General features: G+C 50.9%; 20 protein-coding genes. 15 read left to right on the plus strand and 5 right to left on the minus strand.

The window, feature by feature from the left end; translation table 11 throughout:
- Positions 1-64 precede the first annotated feature (64 nt).
- Complete coding sequence (locus NBH16_RS04900) at positions 65-424, plus strand: thioredoxin domain-containing protein (protein ID WP_005854641.1); 360 nt, start codon at positions 65-67, stop codon at positions 422-424.
- A 70-nt stretch (positions 425-494) separates the two neighbouring features.
- On the opposite strand, the gene NBH16_RS04905 is transcribed toward NBH16_RS04900, so the two are convergent.
- Complete coding sequence (locus NBH16_RS04905) at positions 495-1,805, minus strand: anaerobic C4-dicarboxylate transporter family protein (RefSeq protein ID WP_008773446.1); 1,311 nt, start codon at positions 1,803-1,805, stop codon at positions 495-497.
- Between the two features lie 87 nt (positions 1,806-1,892).
- Here NBH16_RS04905 and galB point away from each other — a divergent pair, with 87 nt between their 5' ends.
- The gene (gene galB, locus NBH16_RS04910) at positions 1,893-4,397 is read left to right on the plus strand and encodes a beta-galactosidase GalB (RefSeq protein WP_036613125.1); all 2,505 of its coding nucleotides are present in this window, start codon (positions 1,893-1,895) and stop codon (positions 4,395-4,397) included.
- A 68-nt stretch (positions 4,398-4,465) separates the two neighbouring features.
- Here galB and NBH16_RS04915 read toward each other — a convergent pair whose 3' ends face one another.
- From NBH16_RS04915 to NBH16_RS04925, 3 genes are all read right to left on the minus strand, one after another.
- The gene (locus NBH16_RS04915; protein WP_122368833.1) at positions 4,466-5,299 is read right to left on the minus strand and encodes a PepSY-like domain-containing protein; all 834 of its coding nucleotides are present in this window, start codon (positions 5,297-5,299) and stop codon (positions 4,466-4,468) included.
- Between the two features lie 132 nt (positions 5,300-5,431).
- Positions 5,432-6,598 carry a hypothetical protein gene (locus NBH16_RS04920; RefSeq protein ID WP_005854648.1) on the minus strand — a complete coding sequence of 389 codons (1,167 nt, stop codon included), beginning with the start codon at positions 6,596-6,598 and terminating at the stop codon, positions 5,432-5,434.
- Positions 6,595-7,323, minus strand: coding sequence for a hypothetical protein (locus NBH16_RS04925; RefSeq protein ID WP_005854650.1), 729 nt, complete (start codon positions 7,321-7,323; stop codon positions 6,595-6,597). Before NBH16_RS04925 ends, NBH16_RS04920 begins: the two co-directional genes overlap by 4 nt.
- 280 nt (positions 7,324-7,603) lie before the next feature.
- Here NBH16_RS04925 and NBH16_RS04930 point away from each other — a divergent pair, with 280 nt between their 5' ends.
- The 10 genes from NBH16_RS04930 (at position 7,604) to NBH16_RS04975 (ending at position 18,361) form a co-directional block, all read left to right on the plus strand.
- On the plus strand, positions 7,604-8,848 hold the full coding sequence (locus tag NBH16_RS04930) for an efflux RND transporter periplasmic adaptor subunit (protein WP_009275788.1): 1,245 nt from the start codon (positions 7,604-7,606) through the stop codon (positions 8,846-8,848).
- Between the two features lie 3 nt (positions 8,849-8,851).
- A complete protein-coding gene (locus tag NBH16_RS04935) occupies positions 8,852-10,123 on the plus strand; it encodes an ABC transporter permease (protein ID WP_005864750.1) in 1,272 nt (423 codons plus the stop codon).
- A 25-nt stretch (positions 10,124-10,148) separates the two neighbouring features.
- Positions 10,149-11,402, plus strand: a complete 1,254-nt coding sequence (locus tag NBH16_RS04940; protein ID WP_057326925.1) for an ABC transporter permease — start codon at positions 10,149-10,151, stop codon at positions 11,400-11,402.
- Positions 11,403-11,432: 30 nt separating this feature from the next.
- Positions 11,433-12,704: an ABC transporter permease gene (locus NBH16_RS04945; RefSeq protein ID WP_005864755.1), complete on the plus strand. Its 1,272-nt coding sequence runs from the start codon at positions 11,433-11,435 to the stop codon at positions 12,702-12,704.
- A 69-nt stretch (positions 12,705-12,773) separates the two neighbouring features.
- Positions 12,774-14,042: an ABC transporter permease gene (locus NBH16_RS04950; protein ID WP_057326952.1), complete on the plus strand. Its 1,269-nt coding sequence runs from the start codon at positions 12,774-12,776 to the stop codon at positions 14,040-14,042.
- Between the two features lie 50 nt (positions 14,043-14,092).
- Positions 14,093-14,374, plus strand: coding sequence for a hypothetical protein (locus NBH16_RS04955; protein WP_005864759.1), 282 nt, complete (start codon positions 14,093-14,095; stop codon positions 14,372-14,374).
- Positions 14,364-14,714, plus strand: a complete 351-nt coding sequence (locus NBH16_RS04960; RefSeq protein ID WP_057326923.1) for a hypothetical protein — start codon at positions 14,364-14,366, stop codon at positions 14,712-14,714. The genes NBH16_RS04955 and NBH16_RS04960 overlap by 11 nt, the downstream gene beginning before the upstream one ends.
- A 198-nt stretch (positions 14,715-14,912) precedes the next feature.
- Positions 14,913-16,175 (plus strand): ABC transporter permease, encoded by a 1,263-nt coding sequence (locus NBH16_RS04965; protein ID WP_005864764.1) that lies wholly within the window; start codon positions 14,913-14,915, stop codon positions 16,173-16,175.
- A gap of 4 nt (positions 16,176-16,179) precedes the next feature.
- Complete coding sequence (locus NBH16_RS04970; RefSeq protein ID WP_057326951.1) at positions 16,180-17,451, plus strand: ABC transporter permease; 1,272 nt, start codon at positions 16,180-16,182, stop codon at positions 17,449-17,451.
- A gap of 244 nt (positions 17,452-17,695) precedes the next feature.
- The gene (locus NBH16_RS04975) at positions 17,696-18,361 is read left to right on the plus strand and encodes an ABC transporter ATP-binding protein (protein ID WP_005854666.1); all 666 of its coding nucleotides are present in this window, start codon (positions 17,696-17,698) and stop codon (positions 18,359-18,361) included.
- Positions 18,362-18,528: 167 nt separating this feature from the next.
- Here the strand turns inward: NBH16_RS04975 and NBH16_RS04980 are convergent, their stop codons facing one another.
- A complete protein-coding gene (locus NBH16_RS04980) occupies positions 18,529-19,314 on the minus strand; it encodes a DNA-binding domain-containing protein (protein WP_250788192.1) in 786 nt (261 codons plus the stop codon).
- A gap of 141 nt (positions 19,315-19,455) precedes the next feature.
- Between NBH16_RS04980 and NBH16_RS04985 the strand changes: the two genes are divergently transcribed.
- From NBH16_RS04985 to NBH16_RS04995, 3 genes are all read left to right on the plus strand, one after another.
- Complete coding sequence (locus tag NBH16_RS04985; protein WP_146334090.1) at positions 19,456-20,757, plus strand: ABC transporter permease; 1,302 nt, start codon at positions 19,456-19,458, stop codon at positions 20,755-20,757.
- Between the two features lie 9 nt (positions 20,758-20,766).
- Entirely contained in the window at positions 20,767-22,035 is a 1,269-nt protein-coding gene (locus NBH16_RS04990) for an ABC transporter permease (RefSeq protein WP_146334091.1), read from the plus strand.
- A 76-nt stretch (positions 22,036-22,111) separates the two neighbouring features.
- Positions 22,112-23,431: an ABC transporter permease gene (locus NBH16_RS04995; protein ID WP_146334092.1), complete on the plus strand. Its 1,320-nt coding sequence runs from the start codon at positions 22,112-22,114 to the stop codon at positions 23,429-23,431.
- Positions 23,432-23,437 lie beyond the last annotated feature (6 nt).

Raw genomic sequence — 23,437 nt, forward strand, 5'->3', positions numbered from 1 at the left:
TAAAAAATACCGCAACCTATTCATACTTATCTTTGTTATATTATAAATCAAAATATAGAGAAGTATGGTAGTGATCGATTTAACGAAAGATGGTTTTATCGCCAATGTCGGTGATTTTGAGGCGAATCCCAAAGATTGGAAATATATAGGAAGTCGTCCTTGCCTCATAGATTTTCACGCTCCTTGGTGCGGTTATTGCAAACGCTTAAGCCCTATATTGGATGAGTTTGCCAAAGAATTTGATGGGAAGATTTATATTTATAAGGTGGATGTAGATCAAGAGGAGGCACTCGAGACAGCCTTTAATATCCGAACGATTCCCACTTTGATGTTTTGCCCGCTAGACGGCCCCCGTGAGATGATGATCGGCACGATGGGAAAACTGGAGTTAAAGCAGTTGATTCAGGAAAAATTGTTGAAGTAATATAATATGATATATGGTGTGGGGTGTAGAGACGTAGCGTGTATGCTGCGTCTCTATTTTTGCTTTCTTATTATATGAATTGAATGAATAGTAACCCCAATCCTACAGAAACCCCGGTCGCTATCAATCCCGGCATCATGAAAGAATGGTTCAAGATGTATTTACCGATGCGGGTCGTGCCTGTACGATCGAAGTTGATGGCGGCTACGACTGTCGGGTAGTTTGGGATGAAGAAATAACCGTTTACGGCGGGGAATAAAGCGATCAACATATAGGGTGAGATTCCCAATGCGATCCCTAGCGGCAATAACGCACGAATGGTAGCCGCTTGGCTAAATAATAAAATGGACATTACGAAAAGGGCCAATCCGAATAACCAAGGCATCTGTGTAACTATATGCTCGATAGATCCCTTTAATTCAGTCATATTGCCGGCGATAAATGTATCTCCCATCCAAGCGATACCGAAGATCGCTACCACCGCTTGCATGCCTGCGGAAAAAACGGAACCCTGTGCGGCCTTGATACCATCTGTTTTTGTAAATAATAAGATGAAAGCGGAGGCTGTCAACATTAATACCTCAATAATATGTGACATCTGCATCGAGACCTTTTCCGTGCCGACGGTAAAGACCGGACGTAGGGACTCCATAGAACCAAAAATAACGATCGCTATCGTAGCGAGAACAAATATAGAGACCGATAAGGCCGCTTTCATTTGGTTTTCAACGCCTTTCGCCTCGTAATGCTTCGTGCTGAACTCATGGTTCGCTACCCGCTTTAAGTATTCCGGATCTTGATCCAATTCTTTACCAACCCTTAAAGAATAGATCGCTCCCGCCAATACCCCCAATAAGGTACAAGGAACAGATATCATAAGGATATTCATCAAGGAAATATGATATCCGGATAACATACTAAGCATGGCTACCGTAGCCGCCGATATCGGACTGGCCGTAATAGCCTGCTGGGAAGCGATCACGGCGATCGCCATCGGACGTTCGGGACGGATCTTCGTTTCCGTAGCGACCTCGGCGATTACCGGAAGGACCGAATAAGCCACATGCCCCGTTCCGGCTATGAAGGTAAACAAATAGGTGACGAACGGGCTTAATATCGTGATTCGTTGAGGATTCTTGCGAAGCAATTTCTCCGCCCACTTAACCATCAGATCAAGTCCGCCAGCGGCTTGCATACAACTAGCTGCCGCTATTACGGCAACGATCATAAGCATGACATCGATAGGAGGGGAAGTGGGCTGGAGCCCGAATCCAAAGGTGAGTATACCGAGTCCGAGACCTCCTAACACGCCTAATCCGATACCACCGATACGGGCACCTATAATAATGGCTATTAAAACGAAAGCTAATTGTAACAACATGCTGTGCAATTCTTTTGATTTAGTTTGTATTGGAGACAAAAATACTTATTTTTGTTCCGCTATGAATAACAAAAACACAAAAAACGAATGAAAAGAACAAGTTTCGCTATTTTGATCGGTTTGTTTTGCCTTTTCCCTGCGCTTTTCTCGCAAGTACGCAGTGAGTTCCTGTTGGAAAAGAATTGGAAGTTCACCCGGGAAGACCGCCCGGAGTTTATCAATCCTACTTTCAATGATAGTAAGTGGCAATCCGTGACCGTTCCGCATGATTGGGCGATTTACGGCCCTTTCAGCTCTCAGAATGATAAGCAAGAGGTCGCTATCGCCCAAGACGGACAAACGGAGGCCATGGAACATGCCGGCCGAACCGGAGGTTTGCCTTTCGTGGGAGTTGGCTGGTACCGGACCGAGTTTGAGGTTCCTCAATTTACGGATGGGAAGCGTGCCACGATCCTGTTCGACGGTGCGATGAGCCATGCCAAGGTCTACGTGAACGGGCAAGAGGTTGGATATTGGCCGTATGGCTATAATTCTTTCTATTTCGATATCACGAAACAGCTCATCCCGGGGAAAAAGAACACCTTGGCGGTTCGCCTTGAGAACTTGCCGGAATCCTCCCGTTGGTATCCGGGAGCGGGATTATATAGGAATGTACATGTAATCGTGACGGAAAACGCCTATATCCCGGTCTGGGGAACTTATATTACGACCCCGACCGCCACGAAGGAATTTGCGAAAGTCAATGTACAGACGAAAATCGTACTGCCGGAAGGGGCCGATGCCAGCAAGTATAGCGTGAAAACCAGTGTATGGAATCCGAACGGGCAAAAGTTGACGGAGCAGACTACGCCTCTCTCACAGATTAAGTACAATGATAATAGCCTCTCCCAAGAGTTTATCATCCAGACCCCGACTTTATGGTCGCCGGATATGCCTGCCTTGTATTCTGCGGAGACTCGTCTCTATGAGGGCGATCAACTGAAAGATCTCTATACGACCCCGTTCGGTATCCGTTCGATCGAGATCATTCCGAATAAAGGCTTTTTCTTGAATGGTGAGAAGACGGTATTCAAAGGCGTTTGTAATCACCATGACTTAGGCCCGTTAGGGGCTGCCGTCAATGATGCCGCTATCCGTCGTCAGATCCGGATCTTGAAGGACATGGGATGCAACGCTATCCGTACTTCCCATAATATGCCGGCTCCCGAGTTGGTAAAGGCTTGCGATGAGATGGGTATGATGTTGATGGCAGAGAGCTTCGACGAATGGAACAAGGCGAAATGCGCGAACGGCTATAATTTGATTTTCGACGAATGGGTGGAGAAAGACCTCGTGAATTTGGTACATCATTACCGGAATAACCCGAGCGTCGTGATGTGGTGCGTCGGTAACGAGGTGCCTAACCAATGGGATGAGAGCGGTTGTAAGATCTCCAAGTTCTTACAGGATATCTGCCATCGGGAAGACCCGACTCGTCCGGTGACGCAAGGTATGGATGCCCCGGATGCCGTCGTGAATAATAATATGGCGGCGGTAATGGATGTGGCGGGATTTAATTATCGTCCGTTCCGGTATCAGGTGAATTACCAGAAATTACCCCAAGGGATAATCTTGGGAAGCGAGACTGCCTCCACGGTTAGCTCACGAGGGGTGTATAAATTCCCGGTAGAGCGTAAGGCGATGGCTGTCTATGAGGATCACCAAAGTTCCTCGTACGACGTGGAGCATTGCAGCTGGTCTAATCTGCCGGAAGACGATTTTATCCAGCATGAGGACCTTCCGTATTGTATCGGGGAATTCGTATGGACAGGATTTGATTATCTGGGCGAGCCTACTCCTTATTATACGAATTGGCCAAGCCATAGCTCCTTGTTCGGTATTATCGATTTGGCGGGTATCCCCAAGGATCGTTACTATCTATACCGTAGTCATTGGAACAAAAGCGCCAAGACATTGCATATCCTGCCGCATTGGACATGGCCGGGACGTGAGGGCGAGGTGACACCCGTATTCGTTTATACCAATTATCCTTCCGCCGAATTGTTTATCAACGGAAAGAGCCAAGGGAAACGTACGAAAGATCTAAGCATCGGTATCGATAGTAGTTATACCGAAGCGGCTCAAAAGAGTTTCGAGCGCCAGAAACGATATCGTTTGATGTGGATGGATACCAAATACGAGCCGGGAACTTTGAAGGTGGTCGCTTATGACAAGGAGGGTAACGCTGTGGCCGAGGAGGAGGTTCATACCGCAGGGAAGCCGCATCATATTGAGTTATCCGCCGATCGTAACCAATTGACGGCTGACGGAAAAGACCTTTCTTTCATCAATGTTAGAGTCGTAGACAAGAACGGGAACCTTTGTCCGGATGATACCCGACAGATCCAGTTTAAGGTTCGTGGTGCCGGAGCCTACCGTGCGGCGGCAAATGGAAATAGCGCCAGTCTGGAACTCTTCCATCTTCCGGAAATGAAACTGTTTAGCGGGCAACTTACCGCTATCGTGCAGACGGCCGAAGAACCGGGAACGATCTATTTCGAGGCTTCCGCGCCGGGAGTAAAAGGGGCGACCTTGGAATTGATCAGTAAATAAGCTTGATTATCATATAACGCAAACCGTGCGATTCAAGTCCGGAGACGGCTGTGAATCGCGCGGCTTTTTTATACGATATTCCCGAATACATCAAAGGTAATCGTCTCGTCCTGCCCGTTATGTGAAACCTTGAATAGGTAGAAGGTGCCATTGGCATTCAATAACGTATATATTGACTGTACCTTGTCGCTAGCGTAAGCGGAGGATTCGAAGCCTTGCATCACGATCTGCGGAACCTCTTGCTCGGACATGGCCCATGTGGTACTTTGCCACCTGTAATCCTTATTCAATTGCGCCACTTTATAAATCTGGTTATCGATCATATCCAGCTCGTAACCTAGGCTGTTCTGTTGGATATCCAGCAACTCGGCGTTGGCGAAAGTGATCTCCATCAGGTTGCTGACCTCTTTCGGGATAACGATCGGCGCGTCATTATTGATCTCATCATCCACGGCTTTGATCAGGTTTCCATACTGTGAATAATACAGGTCTACTTCGCTATTGGACTGCTCTGCCTCGATCTTGTAAACGATTCCCATATTTAGGCGATTGATGGCGTACGTGTCATCCACGGTCCAATTTGAGTAAAAGCCTTGTTTGAAGGCGGTGGATACCGCTGCCGGTAATTGGGCGAAAGAGATGTCTATCTTTTCCATCATCCATACGCCTTGATCCGTGAACCAAGCGGTTGTCTCGGAACCTTCATTATTGAAATCTACCACATAATAGTTACCTTCGATCTCAAAAACAGGGTTCTTGGCATCGGGATATTTCTCTTGGAAAGCGTTCTCTACCGGGGGGAGAGGGATAATACCTTGATGATCATCATCATTTTTGCTACAGCCAGAGAAAAAGAGAGTCAGACCGGCTATACATGTGAATAGGATAAGTCTTGTGTTCATACATTTTGCGTTTATAAGTTTTGGGCATAGAACAACAGGTCTATCGGAAAAGTTTTGAGCGAAATCGATTTAAGTATATTGAATCAAGAACAAGGATCTTGTTTCGACGAGATCCTTGTTCTTGTATAATTGCTACGGATTTACGTTCAAATAATAGGTTGCTGTGCCTATTAAAGAACTTCCATTATACATTGCGCAGGTGATGCGAAGAGATCCACCGTAATGTTGGGAGTTTAGATAGACACTAACATCTAATCGATTACCGGAAGGATAAGTGTACCATCTATCGCATTCTCCATAGAATTCAGCGTTCCAGCTATACGAGGTCGGAGTTCCTGTCTTTGTGTAAGCATATAAAGTCGTCGTGGCATTACCCCCTGGCGCATTGATAGAGGAACTGCCGCTACTATAATCCTCTTGACTCTTCCCTATATAAACAGTCGGCATATCATTTTTTTTCATATATTTTAAGCTTGATGCATCAAAGGGACAATGAGCTTTGGGATGCCTCATAAGAGCGTATTCCCCCCATTTGGAGATGAATATATTGGGCGTAGATGTCGTTACGGCAGAGTGATTATCACTAAGATAGGATACTTTGGTTGCGGCACCTGTTGTTGATATATAACTACCATCTAACCAATATACGTTTGTGGGATTAATAGTCCATCCCATCCAAACTGCTGATCCGCCTTCTGTCATATACCAAGCATAGGCATGACAATTGTAAGTGGTTGTTGAACTACTTATTAGAGTTGCTTGTGAATAGGTTGTTGTACAATATTGGTCATGGCTCGCTTTTTGTGAGGCTGATAATTCCTCACTTCTGTAGTAAGTGTCATTAACGAGTGTCCCGTTAGGAGTGTAAACAGTAGCGGCTGCTCCTTGAGCTTTTGTCTCAACATTGAGATTCGGCTCCCAAATCATGTTTAAATTCTCCATAGTGATCCATTCATTGGGGAATTTTTCGATTCGTTCTCCGGAAAGCAAGAATAGTAATTGCCCGCAAGAAGCACAAGAATTCACCCCATCCAAAACGAGAATGTGTTCTTTTCCATCTCCTTGAATAGTAAAGACCCAAGGGTATGGATAGTCTGTTCCCTTGACATGGGAGTGAGCGACAGAATCTACTACATTCACCAACCATTTAGGATATGTTATCTTTCCGTCTTTAATGACAATTTCTGAACTGGATGTCAAGATTTCTTTATCACCTCCTTGCATATTATCCATTTCATTGTCACATGCGTTCAGCGTGAATGCCAGCATGATTATTAAATAGTATAATACTTTTTTCATGATCTCAATTTATTAAAGGTTACAATGTATTGTTTTAATAACTCTTCGATTACATTACTGCCCGTTAGCTTTTCATCGATGGTGAATTGTTTAAATTTGGGCGTAATGGTCTTGTTGTCTATCCGTTCTAGACTTCGACCTAGGAGATAGACTACGGTTTTTAGACCATATTGTCCATAAATATCCGGGTTGTTTTGTTTGTAAAGGAGTCTCTTTACGGCTTCGGAGGAGATCTCTTGCTGTAAAAGATTATTTGTATTAGATAATATCGTCTCATTAGACAGAAGAGCCTCGATTACCATTTGCCGACTAATTTCATTACCTATTTCTATGGAAGTCAACACTCCTGCTTTCAGTAATTCTTGTTTTTTCATCTTCTCAAATAGCAAAGAAGCATTGTCTTTCCTTTTGAATAACTCTTGTAACCCGTTAAAACGTGCGGAAACCTTGCTAATGCCTTCCTGTATTCCATTGTAAGCGAATATGTCGCCTAATAATGGGTAAGCAAGGCAAAGTTCTATAAGCTCTTCTGTTGATACCGTTTTTAATATCTCTGCCGGAATTTGGCAGGCTTTCAGCATATCCTCATGTGTGGATAATGCTTGCCAAGCCTCCGTTCCTGGTTTTATGGGGTAATCCCAACTTTTTATTGATTGTGCGTTCATATCTATCGATATAAACACGAGGAGGAAAATGCTCCAGACGAAAGTTACTGTTTTTTTCATCTCTCTTTAGAATTTAGGGTAAATAATATAAGATTGGTATTCCTTGATTATGGATTTTTCCAAAAATAGTCCTTTTTGTAAAGATAATCAAGTATTTATATGTTAATTATGATTGAATATCTGTAGATTCCCATTGCTGATGTCTTTGTTTTCGTACAAAAGCGGACACAGTGTTCGATATCGGACATCTCTTTTGTTTTATTTCTTCAATAAATCAATCACTTACGTTTTTGGCACGGGGTTTGCTCTTTGGAGGGTGGAAAATAAAAACAAACGAAATATGGACAGAGAGATATCAAAAGAGGTTCGGCAGAAGGAGCAGCGTAAACAGTTTATAAAGCTGGGGGCGGGGATCGGTATTGCCGTTGTCTTGATTGGCGGGGTGATCGGTTTTATGCAAACCAGCCTGCAACGGAAGGACTTGGTTTTTTCAACGGTAGATAAAGGAGTGATCGAGGTTTCCGTTAGCGCATCCGGCAAGGTGGTACCTGCTTTCGAGGAAATCATCAACTCACCGATCAACTCCCGTATCGTCGAGATTTATAAAAAGGGAGGCGATTCCGTGGATGTAGGTACTCCGATCTTGAAACTGGACTTGCTAAGCGCCGAGACGGATTATAAGAAACAATTGGACGAGGAGCAAATGAAACGCCTCCAATTGGATCAACTCCGTATCCAAAACCGCAATAAGCTTTCCGAGATGGAGATGCAATTGAAAGTCTCTCGCATGGAACTGAACCGAAAGGAAGTGGAGTTGCGCAACGAGCGTTATCTGGATAGCCTAGGCGCCGGAACGACCGATAAGGTCCGTCAAGTGGAACTGGACTATAACGTTAGCGTCTTGAAACTGAAAGAGGATGAGCAAAAATATGAGAACGAGAAATCCTTGACGGATGCCGATTATAAAGTGAAAGAACTCGACCTGAACATCTTCCGAAAGAGCCTAGCCGAGACGAAGCGTACCTTGGAAGACGCCCAGATACGCTCTCCCCGCAAGGCGATCCTGACCTACGTGAACAACGAGGTAGGTGCCCAAGTCTCTCAAGGCAGTCGTGTCGCTATCGTCTCCGACTTGTCCCATTTCAAGATAGAGGGGGAGATCGCCGATACCTATGGTGACCGGATCGCCGCCGGTAGCAAAGCCGTCGTAAAGATCGGCAACGATAAACTGGATGGGGTGGTTAGCGATGTTACCCCCTTATCGAAGAACGGTGTAATCTCTTTCACGGTACAGTTGGAGGAGGATAATCATCGCCGCTTGCGCTCCGGTTTGAAGACCGATGTATACGTGATGAATGCCATCAAGGACGATGTGCTGCGTATTTCCAACGCCTCGTTCTACGTCGGGAAAGGAGAGTATGAGTTGTTTGTTGTCAACGGAGACCAATTGATCAAGCGGAAGGTACAGCTGGGAGACAGCAACTTTGAGTATGTAGAAGTAGTAGGTGGCTTGGAACCGGGCGACGAGGTAGTCGTTTCCGATATGACAAGCTTCAAGGAAAAGAATAAACTGAAATTGAAATAAAGGATGTTCAAGCAATACTTTAAACAAGCCATCCATGCGCTGAGAGAGAATCGTCTTACAAGCGTGGTTTCTATCTTGGGTACGATGCTGTCGGTGGCCATGATCTTGGTTGTCGTGTTGCAATTCCAAATCAAGCTGGTAGGTTATAGCCCCGTATCGAAGCGAGACCGGATGCTTTATATCTACTCCGTGAACACTAAATCGAAGGATGGGAGCGAGAATAACAATACGGGCCTTTCCGCCGAGACGATACGTGAATGCCTCTATACGCTGAAAAAGCCCGAGGCCGTAACCGTGACGGCACAGAATAGCCACGTTATCTCCATTCCGGGTAAACGATTGTTCGAGGAATATACTGTCTATTATACCGATCCCGCCTTTTGGAAAGTATTTGACTTCAAGTTCCTTTCCGGCAAGCCTTTTACGGAGGCCGATTTCAATTCCGGTCTGCCTCACGTGGTTATTTCCGATAAGTTGGCGGGTATCCTGTTCGGTACCCAAGACGTGGTCGGTCGTGATATCTTGGTAAATAACGTGATGCCTTGCACGATCGCGGGAGTGGTAAAGCGCCCGTCGAAAGCGGCCAGCGAGGCATTCGCCGATGTATGGATGCCTTATACGGCGAATACCCTGTACACCAATAGCGGAGGTTGCGACGGGATGTGTGGCCCTTTCGGGGCGGAGATCTTGGCGCATAAGCTCTCGGACATCGATTCCATATATGCGGAGATCCAGCAAGGGGTAGCCCGCTACAACGCCGGCAAAGCGGATTTCATCTTGACGATTCCCAAGCCTTTCACCCATCTGGAACTGGCCTTAGGTTCCGGTAGTCGGTATGGCTATAACCGGGTAGGTTGGGGCGAATACCTGAAGACAACTGGCTGGGTGCTTCTGTTCCTGCTGCTGGTACCGACCTTGAACCTGACAGGGATCGTACAATCCGCCGTACAGAAAAGGCGGCCGGAGATGGGGCTTCGCAAGGCTTTTGGGGCTACCGGTGAACGTCTGTTTACGCAGGTTGTTTGCGAGAACCTGATCATTACGTTGATAGGAGGTGTTTTGGGGGTAGGTTTGTCGGTCGTATTGCTCTATGTAGGCCGGTCGTTCTTGCTGACAAAAGATACGGTGATAACTTTTGGCATGCTTTTCCAGCCCTTGTTGTTTGTGGCGGCCCTGTTCTTTACGTTGGTATTGAATGTACTAAGCTCGGGATTACCCGCATTCCGGATAGCGAGGGAGCGGATCGTGGAATCGTTGAAGGATGCGAACGTGTGAAAAATAACTACTGAAAAGGAATGATATGATCAAGCATATACTAAGTATAATATGGAACCAGCGCCGAAGTAACGGTTGGATATTCGCGGAGTTGTTGGTGGTGGCCGGTGTGTTCTGGCTGATGGTCGATATGTTTTATGTGGACACGCGAACCTATTACTCTCCCCTCGGATTCGATATCACGAACGTATGGCGTTTCAAGTTAAGCGAGCAGGAACGGAACCCTTCGGATTCGCTTCCCGGGCTATCCGAGCCGGAGAAGCTGACCCGCTTGATGTCGCAAATACGCCAATGGTCCGAGGTGGAGGAAGTTTGCGCTACTTATTACTCCTGTCCCTACTCGATGGGAAATTCTTGGAGGGAGATAGAGCCTCTGGATGGTGACACGAGCTTAACATCCGGGGAGAATTTCCAGATCCGGAATGTCACCCCGGAATATTTCAAGCTTTTCCGGATCAAGACTCCGGAGGGGAAACCTGTAGCGGACGAGATCGCCGGGATACATAACGCCTTGGTCTTGTCCAAGGAGATGGCAGACGTGTTTTATCATGGCCGGCTGGCTCGTGGAAGGAAGGTGAGGCATAGTAAATTGGATAATACCTTTACGGTCGCCTCCGTATCAACCTCTATCCGGACCGACGAGTATAAATCTGCGGAGCCATGTTTTTTCCAGAGCCTTGAGGGGGAATTGTTTAACGAGACTGTCAATCAGTTTGGAGCCCGGAATGCGGAGCTTTGCGTCCGGATGAAAAGAAACTATACACGGGACGACATGAATCGTTTTCTGAATGAGATGGGAGACCGGTTGGCGGCGGACAATCTATTTGTCTATGGCATCAGCAATATCAGGGAGTTCCGGGATATTCATCTGGATGGCAAGGGGCGTGAGATGAGCAATAAGTTCTCCTTGATGGCCTTCATGCTGGTAAACGTCTTTTTCGGCATTATCGGTACGTTCTGGCTCCGTGCGCAGAACCGCCGGGGAGAGATCGGCTTGAGGATGGCGCTGGGTGCTTACGATGGCACGTTACGGCGGTATCTGTATCTGGAAGGTCTTTGCCTATTGGCGTTAACCCTTCCGTTTATCGCCCTCTTCGCTATCAATATGGTGGCGACGGATGCTATAGATACCTATCGCCTGCCGTTTACGACGGGGCGTTTCGCTATCTCTTTCGGTATAACTTATTTAATGATGAGCGGCATGATCTGCCTCGGTATCTGGTTGCCTGTGCGCAAGGTTACCCGAATGGTCCCGGCGGAGGCGTTGCATTACGAATAATATGTAGAATAATAACAAACGATTAGATTTATGTATAAGCAGTACATCAAACAAGCGGTTCAAATGCTGCGTGAAAATACGCTCGTAAGCGTAATCTCTATTTCGGGAACGGCCCTTGCGATCGCCATGGTGTTGGTGATGGTATTGGTGTTCCAGATTAAATCCACGGGATATGCCCCTGAGTCCAATCGGTCTAGATTTATGTATGTCTGGGGTACGGAAGTCGGTACGAAAAATCCCAATGGCCCGGAGTATAACCGTGGAGGCATGTCCAGCGAGGTCGTGAAGGAATGTTTCTATACCTTGCGGAAACCAGAGGCCGTATCCGGCTATTGTAGTGATAGCCATTCCTTGTCATTACCCAATAGACGGCTCTTCAAGGAGTATGAGATTTGTTATACGGACGCGGGCCATTGGAAAATATTCGACCATCCTTTCTTGGAAGGGGGCCCCTTTAGCGAGGCTGATTTTCAATCCGGTATACCGAAGATGGTGCTGTCGGAACAAGTGGCGACCGATTTGTTCGGAACGGGACAGGCCGTCGGGCGGCAGGTCGTGATGGATTTTATCACTTTCACCGTCTGCGGTGTGGTGCGTGACGTACCTTCTTCATTGATGAGCTCCTACGCTCAGGTATGGATACCCTATAGCAGCAATGAGGCCCTGACCCGTGTAAATGGGGAGTATGGGGAGAATATGGCCGGTTATTTCAGCGTGGCCTTATTGGCTCGTTCCTCTTCCGACTTCGATGCCATACGCTCGGAGCTAGACCAACAGGTCCGTCGCTACAATGACAGCAAGACCGATTATAACGTAGGTTTCCCTTCCGGGCTACTTTCCCAGTTGGATACGGCCATGGGAAGCGGCGCTTTTCAAAAGGTGGACTGGCCTACCTTCTTGGCCGGATCGGGCGCTTTCCTATTCTTTTTGCTCTTGGTCCCGGCGCTGAACTTAACGGGCGTGATCCAATCGTCCGTGCAGAAGCGGAAAGAAGAGATCGGTTTACGTAAGGCTTTCGGGGCTACGGGGCAGAATCTTTTGATGCAGATCTTATCGGAGAACTTTGTGCTGACCTTGATCGGTGGCGTGATCGGTATCGGTCTCTCGATGGTGTTGCTGGTGGTAGGGAAGCCTTTCATGTTGAGCGAGAACGTGAGCCTTACGGCGCCTATGCTTATTAAACCGGGCTTATTTATCTCCGCCCTTATCTTTACGTTCTTGCTGAATATATTAAGCGCCGGGATACCGGCATGGCGTACGACACGGCAACCGATCGTAGAAGCGTTAAAGGGGAATGAGTGAATCCAATGAATAATGAACAATGAGTTGTCAATTGTCAACTATCAACTATCAACTATCAACTATCAAATTATGATTAAGCATATATTTAAAATAATATGGGCCCAGCGCAAGAGCAACGGCTGGATACTGGGCGAGTTGGTTATCGTGATGTGCGCCCTTTGGTTTATGATGGATAAGTTATGGGTGGATGTGCGCTGCTATAACGCCCCGATGGGATATGATATCTCGAATACGTGGCGTTTCAAGCTTTCCACGCTCTCGTCGAACGCCCCGGGTTATGTGCCCGACTCACTTTACGACTCGAACGCGACACAGGATTTGTTGAAGCTTATGGAACGTATCCGCCAAGAGCAGGAGGTCGAGGAAGTATGTGTTACGTATTGGTCCATGCCTTATTCAAACGGAAGTTCGTGGGGTACGCTCCTTCCCTTGGGCGCTGATACCTCGAAGGCGGTAGGACAGAACTACCACAAGCTGAAAGTATCTCCTTCTTATTTCGATGTATTCCGTATGAAGGATAAGGAGGGCCGTGCCATCACCCCGCTGGTGGAGAACGCTTACCGCCCGCTCGTCGTGACGGCGGAGGCGGAGGATTTCTTCTTCGGGGGGCAGTCCGCCATAGGCCGGCAGATCTCGGAGAATGACGACCTTTCCGAGCCTTTCACGATCGCCGCTGTCCTTCCTACCTTCCGTAGCAATGACTTCGACCGTCCGGAGAACTGCGCTTTCACGATATTGAAAGGTGAGTCCTTGCGGGAGTTCGTGAAGAATTTCGGCGTAAGGAGCGCTGAACTATCGGTACGTACGAAACGCCCGATGACCGAGGATGAGATGTACGCTTTCTTGGAGAAAACAGCGGATCGGATGACGGTAAATAACACCTTCGTCCACGGTGTCACCCTCCTTGCCGACCAGCGTGATGACCAACTCCGGTTTACCAAGAACGAGAACAGCAAGAAACTCTCCATGATGGCCTTCCTGCTCGTGAACGTATTCTTCGGTATCGTAGGCACGTTCTGGTTGCGTACCGAGCGGCGGCGTAGCGAGATCGGTCTCCGCATGGCGATCGGTTCCAGCCGGGGCAGGCTGGGCGAGTACATGTATCTGGAAGGTCTGGGTCTCTTGGCGATCACTGTTCCGATCCTACTGGTCTTCGTCTTCAATATGGCCTTTTTGGATAAGCTGGATTCCTACCGCGAGCCCCTCTCCATCCTCCGCTTTCTAGTAACCCTCAGCGTCTCCTACCTCCTGATGGCCGGCATGATCTGCATGGGAATCTGGTTCCCTGTCCGCAAGGCGGTAAAGATGGCTCCGGCGGAGGCGTTGCATTACGAATAAATTGTCTATCTTTGCGTCTGTCAATTTATTAATGAGAAAGGAGCAAGCTTATGACAGCTATAGAATTAAAAATGTCGTTACTGCAAGAGGTGATGTCTTTGGAGGATGAACAGTTGATCAAGAAGGCCCTCGACAGTGTCCGCCGTATGAAGATGGCTGCCTTCGGTAAGGCAACCCCGGTAGAGAAGCCGGCAGACGATTACGTGGAGCCTACCAAGGAGGAGATCTTGGCGGGGCTAAGGAATGCCCTGCAAGACGTGAAGGATTTGCGTGAGGGCAAGGATGTGGGGCATAAGTTTAGAGACTTAAGTGAGTTGCTCAATGAGGTATAGGATAAAAACCCATCAAGACTTCGATAAAGAGTTCAAACGTCTCTGTAAGAAGTATAGCTCATTGAAGGCTGATTTATCGGCTTTGGGTAAGTCTTTGAGCGAGAACCCCGATCAAGGGACGAGCTTAGGCAAAGGCGTTCGCAAGGTACGCATGGCCATCGCCTCCAAAGGAAAAGGAAAGAGCCATGGGGCGAGAGTGATTACTTGCACGGAGGCCATTGTCTGCGCAGATAATGAGGGTACGGTTATTCTCCTCACGATCTACGATAAGGCCGACCGTGACTCCATTTCGGCAGCCGAGATCGATGAACTGCTGAGATCCTTACGTTGGGAATTATAAAATCTGAAACTGTCCATAATCGCTGTCCGATAACGAATCAAGTGTTCGTTATCGGACAGCTTTTTTTACGGGGTGATGTTAGGAATCAGGTGGTTACGTTTTTGGCACGTTATTTGCCTCCGTAGGGGCACAAAGTCGGATGATAACGAACAATCGCTGTTTAGGTCGGATAATAGATAATTTATAATACAAAGGTTTATGATAAAGCAATACATTAAACAAGCGTTGAGGATGATCGGGGAGAACAAGCTGTTGAGCGTGATCTCGATACTCGGTACCGCCTTGGCCATTTGCATGATCATGGTGATCGTCATCCTGTATGTCGTGAATACGGCGAGTTTCAAGCCGGAGGTAAACCGTGGCCGCACCTGCTACATAACGACCGTCATGAGCAATGGCAAGGATGATAACCGGCGCATCTCCTACTCGTCGCTGGGACTGCCCTTGGTGAAGGAATGCTGCTATCCGCTGAAAGGGGCGGAGGCTGTTACCGCCATCAATATGGATCGCTACAGGCCGTTGACCGCCTCGTCCATGGACGGGCTTAAGAACCGGACGAGTTACATCTCTTATACGGATACCGCCTTCTGGAAGATCTTCCAGTTCGATTTCCTGCAAGGAGGCCCCTTCAGCCCGGCGGCTTTCACGAGCGGTATCCGCGACGCCGTGATCAGCGAGAGCGTGGCCTTGGCCCTTTTCGGCACGGACCAAGTCGTGGGGCGGGAGATGAAGCTCGATTTCATCGTCTACAATATCTGCGGGGTCGTGAAGGATGTATCCCGGTTCGCCTCGAAAGCGTGGGCGGAGGTCTGGATCCCTTACACGGTGCGGGACGACGGGGGATACCAAGAGGGTATCAACGGCTCGTATAGCTGTTGCGTCCTGCTGAAACCGGGTGTCACGAGGGAGGAGTTGAGGACCGAGGCGTTGCGGAAGGTCGAGGAGTTCAACGCCAAGACCCGGGATGTCAAGGCCGATATCCTTCACCAGCCCTCCACCCAGATCGAGGAATGGATCGGCGGCGGTAGCGAGTTCGGGGCGAACCTCTTCTACCTCTACGTCCGTTACGGCATCATCCTTTTCATCCTCCTGCTGGTTCCGGCCTTGAACCTATCGGGCATCACCCTGTCGAGGATGCGCCGCCGGATGGCCGAGCTTGGCGTACGTCGGGCTTTCGGGGCTACGCAAGGCACCATCCTCTGGCAAGTGCTGTCCGAGAACATGGTCTTGACCCTGCTCGGCGGACTGCTGGGATTGGCGATGTCGTACGGCGCCATGTTGTTGCTGAGGGACTGGTTGCTGGTCACCTCGCTGGGGAAGACGGGGCTTTCCACCGGGATGTTTAACGGGGCGGTCTTTATCGCCGCCTTCCTGTTCTGCCTCGTGCTGAACCTGTTTTCCGCCGGCCTCCCGGCTTGGCGAATGTCAAGATTGAATATTACGGACTCTATAAATGGTTGACGCTATGTATAAGATGATTCTAAAACAACTCTGGAACGAGCGCAAGGGGAACTTGTTTATCTGGTTGGAAATGCTCGTGGTCTCTATCTTCCTTTGGTACGCGGCGGACGCCTTGTTCGTGATGTACAGACTCTACTCGCAGCCTTTGGGCTTTAACATCGAGCATACGTATCATGTGAGTTTCGGCGTGATCCCGGAGGAAAGCCCCGATTATGACACGACCTCCGTGCATAGCGAGCGGGGAGGCGGGGATTACCTGACCTTGATGGACCGCATCCGCCGGAACCCCTCCGTGGAATCAATCTGTTTCACCACCGGCGTGCATTTCCATTACCGGGGATCGAATCAATACGCCACGTTCCGGAAGGACTCGTTGATCCGTAATGGCTTCGTGCGCTTCGTCTCGCCCACCTATTTCGAGGTGTTCGGCGTGAAGACGGCAGAAGGCGGTTCCCCCTCGGAGTTGGTGGACGCCCTGCGTGACAACCAAGTGGTGGTGACGGGTACGGTCGCCGACAGCTTCTTCGGCGATCCTGCGGCGGCCGTGCGCCAAGAGATCTATATCACCGACCAAGGCTCTCGTGATAGCGTGGCCTACCGTATCGGTGGTGTCTGCGAGAAACAACGTTACTGCGAGTTCACCGGCTATGATTACGCTTACTATAAGCTGGTGGACGAGAACAAGGTGGCCGAGGAGGGCGATTGGGTCGGAGAGGGCTTGAACACCTTCATCCGGGTGAAGCCCGGCGCGGACGGCGCCGCTTTCGCCGCCGATTTCCGGAAGGAGATGGAGCAGCAATTGCGCGTGGGTAATATCTATTTGAAGGATGTTTTCCCGATGTCCCATTACCGGGACCAGTTCCTTGAGCGTTGGTTGGATCAAGTCCGCCTTTACGTGGCGGGCATCGCCTTCTTCCTGCTGAATGTCCTGCTCGGCGTGGTGGGAACCTTCTGGTACCGCACGCAACAAAGGAGCGCCGAGATCGGCCTCCGCATGGCGATGGGAGCCACCCGCAAGGGCATATTCTGGCAATTGGTGAAGGAGGGCTTGGCGCTACTCACCATCGCTTTCATCCCCTCTGCCGCCATCTTCGCCAACCTGCTGTATATGGAGGTGACGCAAGGCTCGGAGATACCGCCCGACATGGCCTCACGCCTGTTGTTCGGCTTCGTGTTCTCGTATGCGGTGATGGCCGCGATGATTGTCGTAGGAATCAGTTTCCCGTCTTACCGGGCCATGCGGATGCATCCGGCGGACGCCTTGCGGCAGGAATGATCGGACACGGACGGCACGGATGGCACGGGCATCCGTGTCCGGAAACGAACCGACTGTTCGGAAATGAATCGACTGTTCGATAACGGACAGTACTTTTTTATGGAGATGTCATGGAATCAATGAGATACGTTTCTGGCACGTAATTTGCTTTTAGGTGTTAACGTCTAGCGATAGCAAGTGCTTAACGATAGTAAGAGTTGAATGATAACAAGAGTCAAACAATAACAATTAAAATATTACAGTCATGATCAAACTAACGAATTTACAGAAGATTTACCGTACGAAAGAGATAGAGACAGTCGCGTTGGAAAACGTGAACCTAGAGGTACAGCAAGGCGAGTTTCTCAGCATCATGGGACCCTCCGGATGCGGGAAATCCACCTTGTTGAATATCATGGGCCTGCTGGACTTGCCTACCTCCGGCACGGTCGAGATCAACGGCGTGAACACGGTAGGCATGAGCGACAAGGAGTTGGCCGCTTTCCGTAACAAGCAGTTGGGTTTCGTCTTCCAGAGCTTCCACTTGATCAATTCCCTGAACGTGCTGGACAACGTGGAGCTTCCCTTGCTCTATCGCAAGGTCTCTTCCTCGGAGCGCCGCAAGCTGGCCGAGGCCGTGCTAGAGAAGGTCGGCCTGAGCCACCGTATGCGCCATTTTCCGACGCAGCTTTCCGGCGGTCAATGCCAGCGTGTGGCCATCGCCCGTGCGATCGTAGGTAACCCCGACATCATCCTCGCCGATGAGCCGACCGGTAACTTGGACTCCAAGATGGGTATCGAGGTCATGGACCTGCTCCACCAACTCAACAAGGAGGACGGCCGCACCATCGTAATGGTAACCCACAACGAGGCGCAAGCCAAGCAAACCAGCCGCACCGTGCGCTTCTTCGACGGAAGGCAGGTGCAGTGAGGGTGTCGCATAGGGGGGATCTCCATGTGTGAGGCACCACGGGTGACACCTTGCCTCATAGCTATGAGGTACGATACGTCAAACCTATGAGGTATGACACCTCAAAGCTATGAGGTACGATACCTCAAACGTATGAGGCAAGGTGTCACCCGTGGTGTCTCGATACCTCACATCACGGTGAAGGTAAGCGTACCATACCGAGGCTCTTTATAAAGGTGATAAGTCGGGGTGAACTGGGTGCAGACGATGGCTTCCCACTCGCCTGCCCCGAAAGCGAAGCCGGGGACGAAGCAGAGCCGCTGCCCGCTGTTGACGAGCATATCGGCGGCGGGGTAGAAATGCTCATCGCCGGTCTCGACGGAGCGTAGCGTAAGGCCTACCTTGGGAGAGTCGCCCGCCAGCTTCAGCCTATCGCCATAGATGGAGATAAAGGGATGCTCGCCCGCGGGGAGTTGGTTGTAAGGCTCGTCGCTGTCGGACGTACGGGGCTGGATGCGGAGGCTGACGTAGGTGGGGCGGGGCATTGAGTTGTAGGCTAGCTGGTAGGTCTCGTTCACGGCCCGGAGGTTGCCCACCCGCTGCTTCAGTTGCGGCGCGGGGCGCAGGCGTGGGGCGAGCGTATGGCGGTCGGGGTCGAACTTCTCGTACAGGGTCTCGAAAGGCCCGTTCACGGTCAGTTCCGTCCGCCCGAAGCCGAAGTCCACGTTGTAGCCCTCCTCGATGGCGTCGTAGATCTCCCGCTTGAGGAGGTTGAAGGTGGTGATGAGCGTCTCCTTGCGATACTCGCTCCGTTTGTCTACGACACGGGCGGCGATGTCATCGATGCTGAGCGTACGTTGCCATACGACGTTCCCCTTATAGCTCGTGTTACCGGGCAGGTGGCTCTTGCTGACGCGGATGCTCAGCTTGCGAAACGGCTTGGGCAGCTCCGACTTAGGTATTTCTTTATCCATGATCTCGTGGTTTAATGAATGATTAAGTGGCAAAGATAAGAAAGATAACATGAATAGTATTTGGAAATACATGCTAAGCGTATAATAATTACGGAAAGCAGGCGGCAGATACCCATAAAACAAACTAACAAATAATGAACGATGTACAAGGTATACCTTAAACAAGCTTGGGCCTTGATGGGGCAGAATCGCTTCTTCACCGCCGTTTATATCATCGGTACGGGCTTGGCGATCTCGATGGTGATGGCCATAGCGGTGGTCTATCATATCCGGACGGCGAATATCGCCCCGGAGGTGAGCAGGGACCGGATGGGCTACGTATCGAACGTATCGTATGAGTTTAACGGGGGCAAAGGCTCGTTGAACAGCGGTTGCGGGCCCCGGTTCGTGAAGGAGGTCCTCTACGGCCTCGAGACACCCGAGAAAGTGGCGGTCACCACCAACGCCGCCATCATGCCTTATGAGGTGGGGGACATCTTCATCCAAGCGCCGGGTAGCGACGAGTCGCCGAAAGTACAATTGATGGGATGCGACGACGCGTTCTGGCAAGTCTACCGTTTCAGCTTCTTGGACGGGAAGCCGTTCGCCAGTGCCGAGTTCCTTTCCGGGATGCCCCGCGTGGTGCTCGACCGTTCCTTGGCACGCCGCCTGCTCGGGCGTACCGAGGTAGCCGGTCAGACCGTCTTGATCAACGATATAGAATATACGGTAAGCGGCGTGGTGGAGGATATATCCGCCGTCGCTTCCGACGTTTACGCCGAGGCGTGGGTACCCTACACCTCGATGGCGAGTATCATGGATACCGCCTTGGAGGAGCGGGAAGGCTCGGTGGGACTGCTGCTCGCCAACTGCCTGCTGCGTGACGCCTCGGACCTTCCGGCCCTCTCCGCCGAGTTGGAGAAGGGAGTAAGACGCTACAACAGCGGCTTGCGGGAGGGACAGGTGAGAGTGGAGCCGCCCTGCTCGTTCGGCGACCAGTTATTGTCGCGGTTGTTCGGGCCGGAGACGTATATCGTCTTGGGCGTCGCCCTCTTCCTCTTCCTGCTAGTCCCGGCGCTGAACCTCTCGGGCCTGAACGCCTCGAGGATGCAAGACCGGGTGTCTGAGCTAGGCGTACGCAAGGCCTTCGGGGCGTCGCGGAAGACGTTGATGGGGCAGGTCTTCTGGGAGAATATGCTGCTGATGTTGCCCGGGGGCATGGCGGGACTGCTGTTCTCGTACGTGCTGGTGTTCGTATTCCGGGGCATCCTTCTTTCCCCCGGTTTGTATCGCATGGGCTCCGGGGCGGGTAATGATATCTTCCTCTCGCCGGGGATGCTGCTGAATATGGAGGTGTTCGCCTACGCGTTCGCTGTCTGCGTGGCGCTGAACCTGCTCTCTTCGATGATACCCGCTTGGCGTACCGTGCGGGTGAGTATAACGGATGCGTTGAACGATAAATAGGATACGGCTATGGTAATACATCTATTAAAGTTGATAAGGTCCCGTTTGGGAGGAAGCTGCTGGATACTGGTGGAACTGCTGGTCGTATTCGTGATCCTGTGGTTCATGATGTACTACTTCGTGGCGCAAGGGATGCTGACGCGGATGCCGGTGGGCTTCAAGCTGGATCGCGTGTACAACGTGACGCTCGCCATACGGCCGTCCGACAGTCCCTCGTTCATCGCCTACGAGGAGGGAAGCGAGGAGCCGGCGCGGAACATCGAGCGTATCGTGGAGCGTATCGAGCGGCATCCTGACGTGGAGGTGGTAGGGCTCTCGTATTATTCGCTGCCTTATACCGACTCGAACATCGGCAGCAGAGTCTTGAAAGACTCGATCAACCAGCGGGTGCGGGCAATGATCGTCTCGCCGGGGTATTTCCGGGTGTTCGGCATTCGCTCCGCTACGGGAGAAAGCCCGGAGAGACTGGGGCAGACCCTGTCGGGGCTTCGGGAGGGGAGGGAGATGATCCTCTCCGCCGATCTGGCGAGCAAGCTATACGGCCATACCGACGTGATCGGGGCCGAGATCTATAATTACAACGATACCGTGCCCTGTCACGTGATAGCGGTTACGGAGCCGGTGCGAAACTCCGAGTACGATTCCCGGAATCAGCATAGTGTCTTCTCTCCACTGGACTTGCGGGGGATGTCTGGCAAGGGCCAGTTGGACGAGAAGGGACTCACGCGGGTACAGATCACGTTCCGCATCCGTCCGGAGGTTTCTACCTCCAACTACGCCGCCAAGTTCCGGAAGGAAATGAGTAGATCCTTGATGGTGGGTAATTACTGGGTATCGGAAGTGAGGGACTACAAAGGGATACGGGCCTTTTACCTCGAGAACTCGGAGCGGACGAGCGCCCATCGGCTGGTATCGGCCATGGGATTGTTCTTCTTGGTGAACGTGTTTCTGGCGGTGATCGGTACGTTCTGGTTTCACGTGAGCCGTCGCCGTTCGGAGTTGGGGCTACGTATGGCGATGGGCTCCACCCGCAAGGGTATAGAGGGGCTGATGATCGGCGAGGGCTTGTTGCTGCTGGCGATCGCTTCCGTGCCGGGCTTGCTGATCTGCCTGAATCTGGCGGTGGCCGATATCGTGCCCTGCGGCGTGATCCGCTTCACGGCCATTAGCCTGCTGACAGGGGGTGTCTTGGCGCTCGTCGTCTTCTTGGCTATCTGGTACCCGGCCCGTAAGGCGGCCCGGCAGGAACCGGCTGACGCGTTACGGTATGACGGATAATAGAAAACAGGTAATACTCGGTTGTAGAGACGAGGCATGCCCCGTCTCCCACCGACTGATAGAATATTTAAATCGAATGAATATGTATAAGATCTACTTAAAACAAGCATGGGCCCTGATCCGGCAAGAACGGCTGTTCAGCTCGGTCTACATCGTGGGAACGGGATTGGCGATCTCGCTGGTGATGGTGCTGTCCATCGTGTTTTACGTGAAAATGGCCTCTATTTATCCGGAGATGGACCGGGACCGGTTGCTGACCGTGAAGAGCGCCACGCTGAAGAATGAGAAAGGGGGAACGAGCAGTAGCCCGGTATCGCCCCGCTTCGTGGAAGAGTGCCTTGCGGGGGTGCCCGGCTTGGAGGCGTTGGCGCTGTGTTGCGATGACGCTGCCTCCGCTTTCGTGCAGCCGGCGGGCAGTCCCGTGCAGGTGCCGGTCGTGAAGATGGGGGTGAACGATGGGTTCTGGAAGGTATTCTCCTTCCGTTTCTTGGAGGGCAAGCCTTTCACCGAGGCCGATTTCCGGTCGGGCATGCCCGTGGCGGTAATCGCCCGCTCGCTGGCCAAGCGGCTTTATGGAGACGGTAGCGCCGTGGGGCAGACCTTAAGCCTCGACTTCATGCCCGTCCGTGTGGTGGGCGTGGTGGATGATGTGTCCTATCTGATGAATCGGGTTTATTCGCAGCTATGGCTTCCGTATACCCTAATGCCCGACCTCGAGGAGCGGTTTCGGGACGCGGAGGCGCATATGCCCGGGCTAGGCCCCTTGAAGGTCTATATGCTCGTGAAGGACAAGGCCGATATCGGCAAGGTACGGGAGGCGGTGGCGGATAACGTGCGTCGCTTCAACCAATCGTTGAACGTGGATGGTAAACGTGAGTTCTCCCTTCTTGGGCAGCCGGATCGCCATTGGGAGAGTATCTTCCGGTATTGGTCGAACGTGGAGCCGGATATCGTGGGAGACTTGAGCCGTTATGGGGTGATTTTCCTGCTCCTGCTGCTCGTCCCCGCCGTCAGCCTCTCGGGCATGGCCGATTCCCGCATGGAACGGCGTCTGGGCGAGCTGGGCGTGCGGCGTGCTTTCGGGGCTCCCAAGGGGGCGTTGATCGGGCAGGTCTTGATGGAGAACTTCCTGTATACGCTGCTGGGCGGCTTGGTGGGACTGCTATTCTCCTTCCTGCTGGTGACGTTCGCCAGTTCGTGGGTCTTCAAGATCGGCAAGGGGTTTTCGGATGCCGCCCCGGATGGCGTGGACGTATCGCTCTCCATGGGGATGCTGTTCAACCCGTGGGTCTTCTTGATCGCCTTGTGCGTATGTTTCCTGTTAAACCTGATGTCGGCGTTGTGGCCCGCTTGGCGTGCGTCAAGACGGCCTATCGTTGATTCGTTGAACGCTTAAATGGAG

Origin of the sequence: Parabacteroides sp. Y3-G-102 (assembly GCF_023656845.1) — a bacterium.
GTDB lineage: Bacteria > Bacteroidota > Bacteroidia > Bacteroidales > Tannerellaceae > Parabacteroides > Parabacteroides distasonis.